The following is a 5322-nucleotide window of genomic DNA, read 5'->3' as shown; positions in this document are numbered from 1 at the left end:
ATAACGGTGAATATTTTTATAAAAATGCTATAGATGGATGGAAGTAACTCATGAACCACCAAGAAAATCAAGAAAATCAAGAAAAAAATAAAATAGAAGATATCGAAAATCCTAAGGAAGAAAATTTTAATCCCGAATTAGTTAATGAAGCGAATAAAAAAGCGTTGATGTTAAGTAATGGTCAATGTGGCGTTTGTCAACGAAAAGGGGTGCCAATATTTTTAGTGCGAAAATCGATTGTTCCCATCAAGTTCAGAAATGATATCAATTGGTCACAAGGTTATGGTATCACTGGGTGATAGAGAGCCGGAAGAGACCCTGTTAGAATATCAATATGTGTATAGAACCTTACGCGAAGGGTATGTGTATATATTATGTAATCCAACCGGAAATCAAGATGATAATAATCTTGAAATCATGGTGTATGAGGTCACTTATTCCGGAGCGATGAGATTACGAGAATTTCGCGATGTAAAAGGGTCAAGACCCAAAGAAATCCCTTTAAATTGTATAGAAGATAATCACAACATAAAAGGCATGTTTATCACCATAGACAATCGAGTGTATGACAAAGCGTGGGTTGCTTATTCCTCGATACGTTGGAAGCTTGCTACGGTAAAACACTATCGTGAAAATAAAGACGAGCGATTACAGCGTTTTAGTGAAGTAGATTTGACCAAAAGAAAAGCGAGTGAACTGTCGACTCAAGAGCGAGGTTTTGCATTTAACGATTTTGTGTCTAAACAACGACATTTATTAGAAATGGAATGTGATGATACATCTGTGCTTGATTATTTTGATGAGAAGGGCAGAAAAGTACCCGAGAAAGAAAAATCGCCATTGAAAGGAAAAACAGACAAGCCAACCTCATTTATCGATTCAGTCAGGCAAGGAATTTTTAATGAAAAGGGATTTTCATTGCAGAAATTTATAAATCTTACCGCAGAGACGTTTGCCAATGCTTTTCAGCAAAAGTTTTTTACCGCCAGCCATTTTAATTCATTAAGTTCAAAAGAAGCAGACAAAGCCATCACTAAAACGGTGTCTGCTTACGAATCCGATTACAACTATTCAACTGAAATATCTGCCTTAGTTGTTGAAGACAGCATGGGGCTGGCTGAAGAGCTGTCGATTCAAAGGCGGCAAAAATTAGCGCCAGTGGTTGAAGGATTTATGAATCAAACGGCGCCGAAAGGGGATCAGCAAAAGGAAGCAAAACAGTTTGATAAATTAGTCCGCTCCAGCACTCATGATTTGATTTATGACAGCGAACGTACAGCCACCAAAAATCCTATAGCGACAGCCATGCAAGCTAGAAATGGTCGGGACAAGTTAGCTGAATTTTTTCAAAAAGAGAAAGCATCAATAAAAAGTCATCCGATAAAGTATTTTGAACCGGAAATCGCGTATGCGCGTCGTCAATATCAACAAATCGAGCAGTATAAAGCCCTGATACGCTCACCGGTTGTAAAATCTGATGTAAATGAAAGCTATCTGTTTTTATTTTATATTTCAGCGAATAATTATGATTCAAGTATTGAAGAAGAAAAGATATATACGGTCAATGATGTAACGAAAAGAGAAAGAAATTTAAGTTTTATAAAGGAAAATAATTTTTTAAACTATTATGCAACCAATCGAAAAAAAATGTCTGAGCTTAATGAGATTGATAAGATTCGAGTATCGGATGCGGTCGGTGAAGAGCTATTAGCAATACAATTAGGTGTGAGTCGAGACGAGTCGCATCGAAAAGACCATATTGCACATTTTGGTTATATGTATTGTCGTTATTTAAGCTTGCTCGGGCTTGAAGATAAGCAACTACCTCAATATGGATTAGGTGAGTACAAAGAATATAAATTAACCCCGGAGCAACAACAACAGTTACTGGCACTGTACAAAATGAATAACAAAACACGTAGATCCAAATATATCGATAGTGTCAAAGTAGTTCATTTTTACAATCTTGAAAAAGCGAAAGAAAGTTATGCTGACAAAATACTCAATGGTGACTGGGATAAACGTAAAAAGCGTCTGAATCAACCTTCGTTAGAGAATTTTGAAGCGTTAGAAAAAACGGGTAAAGAATCCTTAACCGAATTTGTGGCGAATGCTTCGAAGGACTATTATAACTACTTAATGTGGTTATTTGGCGAAAGTTCAACTCATTTTCAGATAGAAAATCAGGGCGAAACAGCCAATAAAATCAGCATGACCTTACCAAGCCGTTACAATCAACTTCCTTTTTGGCGCAACGAACTTTTGCCTGATTTATCGGACAGGCATATCGGCTTTTTTTATACCTTTTTACTGATAATCGACAGCGCCAGTTTAGGTACCTTGACATTACCGGAACATTCCGCATTTTGGGGCATGCTACTCAATAATGAAGAGTCGATCTATTTTTATTTGTTTGGTGAAAAATCACAAAAAAATACCGATAACAGTTCCCAAAAAGAGGACAAACCTTCACAACAAGGTTCAAATCTGTCGGTTATTCAATATCTTGCTAAAATGAATAACAAAGATGAATCAACACTTTCCGATATGGGGTTAACCCCTCAAGACATTTTCGATACAACCAATAGCATTATGGATTTAAATTTTAAAGTAAATCTGGATATCGGTAGCCTGATAGTTGAAAAGCTCATTAACTCAAGTGTTGATGGGGCAACCAGAGCGATGCAGAATAATATAAAAATCAATCAGATAAAATTACAAACGCAGTATTTTGATATAATTAGCTTGTTTAAATTAAACGGACCTGAAAAAATACGTCAATACAAAGTTCGAATGTCAATAAATGGATTAAACCAATATTTGAAAAAAAATCATGAATTAATGCCATTTTTCAACAACACACAAATGACCACTAATAAAGGGTCCGTCATCAATTTAGTCCAATCACAAAATAAGAACAATTGGCATATTCAACAAAATGGTAACAAGTCAATAGGAAAAGAAGTCGTTGAAATAAATATGCTGGTTGCGTTTGAAAATCAGCAACGTCTACAAGAATTTGAAAAGGGGTTCACACAAAAAGGGGGGCTTTCTCAGGGGGTATTAAAGAATATCTCGCCAAATATCATAGAAGTCAATGGTGTCACACTGGACGCAAATGAAATTAACTATTTATCTGAAACGTTACCCCGACAAAAACGATATATGGAAATTTACGATACCTCGAAAAATTTTGTACTGGGAAGTATCGGTTTATATTTTCAGGCAACCAGTTTAAAGGATATGATTAATCAGTTAGATAAAATACAAGATCCGGCATCAAAAGCGATCATGAAATTTCGCGTATTGGCAAATTATACCGCCTTAATCGTATCCACCACCGAAATAATATTAAAAGTCACAAAATTATTGAGCGTTGCGTTTCTAAAATCATCGTCCTCATTATTTATGGAGCGAGTATCAAGATTAGCACAGATCAACAAAGCGCTAAATGTTCTAAAAGGGGTTGCCAATGTGGTTAATGTGATTGACAGTATGTTATCGCTTGCTCAAGCAATCAAAAGTTTTAATGAAGGGAATACCGGTTCAGGCGTCATTTGCGTAACCGGTGTACTGAGTTTGATATTAAGCTTTGCAGCATCTAGTAACTGTATTCCACTGTGGGGACAGATTTTATTTATCATCATAACGGTCGGTATTCTAATTATCAATGCGATTTATTACGATAACGGCGATGATTGGGATGAATTCAGTAAATGGCTAAACCGCTGTATGCTGGGCAACTTTGACTTTCGTCAATCCAAATACCCACCGTATTACTTACCGACGCCAAAATGTATGTTACTGTCGGATCAGGATTACTATTTAGCGGTCAGAAATGGGCGTTGTCTTTTAGAAGCAGAAACCTCTTTGCTTGACGATATAGCTAGCACAACTATTGGCATTGTAGGGGCTTTTGAGGGGGAATCTGATCTAAAACTGACATTAAATTTGCCGGATTTTAATTCGAAAAAATCCGTATTTGAAGGGACAATAACGATTAAATCGTTAACCTATCCTGAGCAAACTCCGGTGGAATTAACTATTTCGCGTGGATTAGAGTGGCTTGAAATTTCGCCGGTTACTACCTCTAGCTTTTTTATCCCAAGAACGGATAATGCGGTTGGTAAAGATGAAGTTTACGATTTTGATAAAGCTAAAGTAGAACCCGCGAAAGAAGAGTCATTATGGAATCAGTTAATGGCGATATCCCACAATCAACCGATGCCAACGACGACCAATAACACACAATCCGATAACACACAGTCAGACAAAAACAACTCCGAAGCACCCAAGATTGGTCTGTATTTAATTAAATGGAGCTTAGGTCAAATCAGAGGGAATTATGATGTCACCATTAGGGTCAATTACTGGCCAGAAGGCAAGCAAGAGGAGAGTGGCGACCAAAGCCAAAGCGATAACAGCAGCAGCGACCCGAACACCCCAAAACCAGTAAAAGAACTTACGCCGTACTTACTGTCACACCACTATATAAAAGATTAAACAGGAAATCACTATGCAAATTAAAACAAATATAACCACACTCCTAATCATCACTTTCAGCAGTTTGCTGTTAACTGGGTGCGATACTTATCCGTATAAAGAAAAAATTCAAAACGTTTATGATTACAATAATCCAACAGGTGATAAAGCAAAATGTATGATGGTGGGGGATATCACATCCTCAATGTACCCGTATACCACCTATTATATGCAAGGGCAGGATTTGCCATATTCGCCAGAAACACAAGAAGCAGTTTTTAATCGATTAAAAAATGACAGTTTACACCTTTTTGCCGGGATAGGGTTTTTTACTGAAGAGTATGCTGGCGAAGTTGACGGTAGAGCAACGTACCGTTACGACCTGACCGATTTAGGGCGAAAATACGTTGACTGGTCATTTGGTGAAACCAATTTTTGTTTTGGTCGGGTGGTGGTAGACAAAATTAACCGCACAAAAGACACCATTAACGGGGTGGGGGGCGGCACGGTGCGGGATGTCTATTTTACCTATCATCTTGAAAATGTGCCGGATTGGGTCAAAGACCCACAAATCTATAAACGATTTCGATATTTTAAAGAACAAGTCAATGGGGAACCATTTCCCGGATGGCACAGTTATAGGGTGTCAAGTAATGGAAAATTAACAACCATGACTGGCGAAAGTGGTAGATATAGATGGGCATCGGATTTTAATCGAGAAATCAAAGAAGAGTAATTAGAAATTGTTAGTTTTTAATGGTGAAAAAGCTGTGTTTAACGCACCCAAGATTGGTCTGTATTTAATTAAATGGAGCTTAGGTAAAATCAAAGGGAAGCATG

At 37.3% G+C, this 5322-nt stretch carries 3 protein-coding genes; all 3 read left to right on the top strand.

Annotated features, from left to right (window positions below):
- The first annotated feature begins 50 nt into the window (after positions 1-50).
- The 3 genes from GQ590_RS11600 to GQ590_RS11590 are packed head-to-tail and all read left to right on the top strand — an operon-like array spanning position 51 to position 5218.
- A complete protein-coding gene (locus GQ590_RS11600; RefSeq protein ID WP_160422624.1) occupies positions 51-299 on the top strand; it encodes a hypothetical protein in 249 nt (82 codons plus the stop codon).
- On the top strand, positions 259-4503 hold the full coding sequence (locus GQ590_RS11595) for a toxin VasX (protein WP_160422622.1): 4245 nt from the start codon (positions 259-261) through the stop codon (positions 4501-4503). The genes GQ590_RS11600 and GQ590_RS11595 overlap by 41 nt, the downstream gene beginning before the upstream one ends.
- Positions 4504-4516: 13 nt before the next feature.
- Entirely contained in the window at positions 4517-5218 is a 702-nt protein-coding gene (locus GQ590_RS11590; protein WP_160409181.1) for a hypothetical protein, read from the top strand.
- Positions 5219-5322: the final 104 nt, after the last annotated feature.

It is taken from the genome of Gilliamella sp. Lep-s35, assembly GCF_009795845.1.
GTDB lineage: Bacteria > Pseudomonadota > Gammaproteobacteria > Enterobacterales > Orbaceae > Gilliamella.
This window is presented reverse-complemented; position numbering and strand designations above follow the sequence as displayed.

Coding starts and splice junctions, on each gene's coding strand:
- GQ590_RS11595 (WP_160422622.1), top strand. CDS start 259: ATGATATCAATTGGTCACAAGGTTATGGTATCACTGGGTGATAGAGAG.
- GQ590_RS11590 (WP_160409181.1), top strand. CDS start 4,517: ATGCAAATTAAAACAAATATAACCACACTCCTAATCATCACTTTCAGC.
- GQ590_RS11600 (WP_160422624.1), top strand. CDS start 51: ATGAACCACCAAGAAAATCAAGAAAATCAAGAAAAAAATAAAATAGAA.